Source organism: Variovorax sp. P1_H12_2, assembly GCF_056405335.1.
In genome coordinates, this window is record NZ_JBFUCI010000677.1 from 1 (window position 1) to 1,847 (window position 1,847).

The window sequence follows — 1,847 nt, forward strand, 5'->3', positions numbered from 1 at the left end:
GCCTGGCTCAAGGCCGGGCGCGAGGCGCGCGAGGGCCGCCGCGGCGCCGCGGGCACGCCGCGCGGCCAGAAGCTGGTGGTGCAGATGGTCGAGACTTTCCGCGAACACATGCAGCCGGCTTTCGTCGACCGCCTCGATGCCTGGACCTTGCAGGAGCAGGCCGGCATGGACCTGCCGCCCATCATGATCTACGGCGACGACGTGACCCACATCCTGACCGAGGAAGGCATCGCCAACCTGCTTTTGTGCCGCACCGACGCGGAGCGCGAGCAGGCCATCCGCGGCGTGGCCGGCTACACGGCGGTGGGCCTGGCGCGCGACCGGCGGGCGGTCGAGAACCTGCGCGACCGAGGCGTGATCCGCCGGCCGGAGGACCTGGGCATCGACCCCCGACAGGCCACGCGCAACCTGCTGGCCGCACGCAGCATGCGCGACCTCGTGCGCGCCTCGGGCGGGCTGTACCAGCCGCCCAAGCGCTTCAGAAACTGGTAGCAGGAGATTCAACGATGAGCGACGTTCCCGCAGGGCTCGAAACCCTGGACTTTTTCTTTGCCGGTGTCCGGCCCGCGGGCGCTTTTGCGCCGGTGCTGGTCGGCGTCGTCGGGTCCGGCAACCTCGAGGTGATGCTCGAGGCGACCGACGACAATGGTTGCGCAGTGCGCGTCGAGACCTCCGCGCGCGGCTTCGGGCCGATCTGGCAGGCCGTGATGAACGACTTCCACGCGCGCCATCCACTGGGCGGCGTGCGCGTCTCGATCAACGACATGGGCGCCACACCTGCGGTGGTGAGCCTGCGGCTCGACCAGGCAGTGGCCGAGATCAGCGGAGGCCGACCATGATCAGCTATGCGGAATGCTCGGCGCGCGAGCGTCTTGCCCTGCTGCTCGACCCAGGCAGCTTTCACGAATGGCTGCCGCCGAGCGAACGGGTGACAAGCCCGCACCTGGCGCAGCTTGGCGTGCCTTCGGCCTTCGATGATGGCGTGGCGGTCGGTCGCGCGACGCTCGATGGGCGCAGCGTGTTCGTGGCGGCCCAGGAAGGTGCGTTCATGGGAGGTGGCGTCGGCGAGGTGCACGGGGCCAAGCTGGTCGGCCTGCTGCAGCGCGCGCTGCGTGACCGGCCTGATGCCGTGCTGCTGCTGGCCGAGTCGGGTGGCGTGCGCCTGCACGAGGCCAACGCCGGTCTGATCGCCGTGTCGGAAGTTATGCGCGCGCTGCTCGACGTGCGCGCCGCGGCCATCCCGGTGATCGTGCTGATCGGCGGCGCCAACGGCTGCTTCGGCGGCATGGGCATCGTCGCACGCTGCGCCGATCACATCGTGATGAGCGATGTCGGACGGCTCGCCATGTCGGGCCCCGAGGTCATCGAAGCGTCGCACGGCGTCGAGGAATTCGATTCGCGCGACCGGGCGCTGGTCTGGCGCACCACCGGAGGCAAGCATCGCTGGCTCATCGGCGACTGCGACAACCTGGTCGAAGACGATGTTGCCGCCTTTCGCGAGGCGGCCATCGCCGCTATCGGCCAAGCGAAGCCATTGACCCTGGCAGCACTCGAAGACGAGCACGCATTGCTCACCAGTCGACTGCTCGCCCTGCCGGCCGGGGACACCGGCGGCGATGACGCGGTGCTGCTGTGGCGCGCACTTGGTGTCGTCGATGCTGAGCAGGTGCCGGATTTGTCGGTCAACGCCGTGCGTTCCCTGCGCGTCATCTAACCCAGGAGTACTCCATGCAGTGGAATTCCCTTGTCACCCAGCTCTTTGGCTCCTACCACGGCATGCGCGCCGCGGGCGACTTCCTCCAGGGCGAAGTGATGTTCGATGGTGCGCCGCTCACGGTGATCGGCAC

3 protein-coding genes are annotated in these 1,847 nt (G+C 68.9%); all 3 read left to right on the plus strand.

Going from position 1 to position 1,847, the window contains the following annotated elements; all coding sequences use genetic code 11:
- On the plus strand, window positions 1-492 hold a 492-nt coding region (locus tag AC1D2K_RS34085; protein ID WP_478094776.1), incomplete at its 5' end, for a malonate decarboxylase subunit alpha.
- A 14-nt stretch (window positions 493-506) separates the two neighbouring features.
- Window positions 507-839, plus strand: a complete 333-nt coding sequence (gene mdcC, locus AC1D2K_RS34090; RefSeq protein WP_478094777.1) for a malonate decarboxylase acyl carrier protein — start codon at window positions 507-509, stop codon at window positions 837-839.
- Window positions 836-1,714, plus strand: coding sequence for a biotin-independent malonate decarboxylase subunit beta (locus AC1D2K_RS34095; protein WP_478094779.1), 879 nt, complete (start codon window positions 836-838; stop codon window positions 1,712-1,714). Before mdcC ends, AC1D2K_RS34095 begins: the two co-directional genes overlap by 4 nt.
- The last annotated feature ends 133 nt before the right edge of the window (window positions 1,715-1,847 follow it).

What these genes read in the sequence shown, in the direction of transcription:
- mdcC (WP_478094777.1), top strand. Translation starts at nt 507, where the DNA reads ATGAGCGACGTTCCCGCAGGGCTCGAAACCCTGGACTTTTTCTTTGCC.
- AC1D2K_RS34095 (WP_478094779.1), top strand. Translation starts at nt 836, where the DNA reads ATGATCAGCTATGCGGAATGCTCGGCGCGCGAGCGTCTTGCCCTGCTG.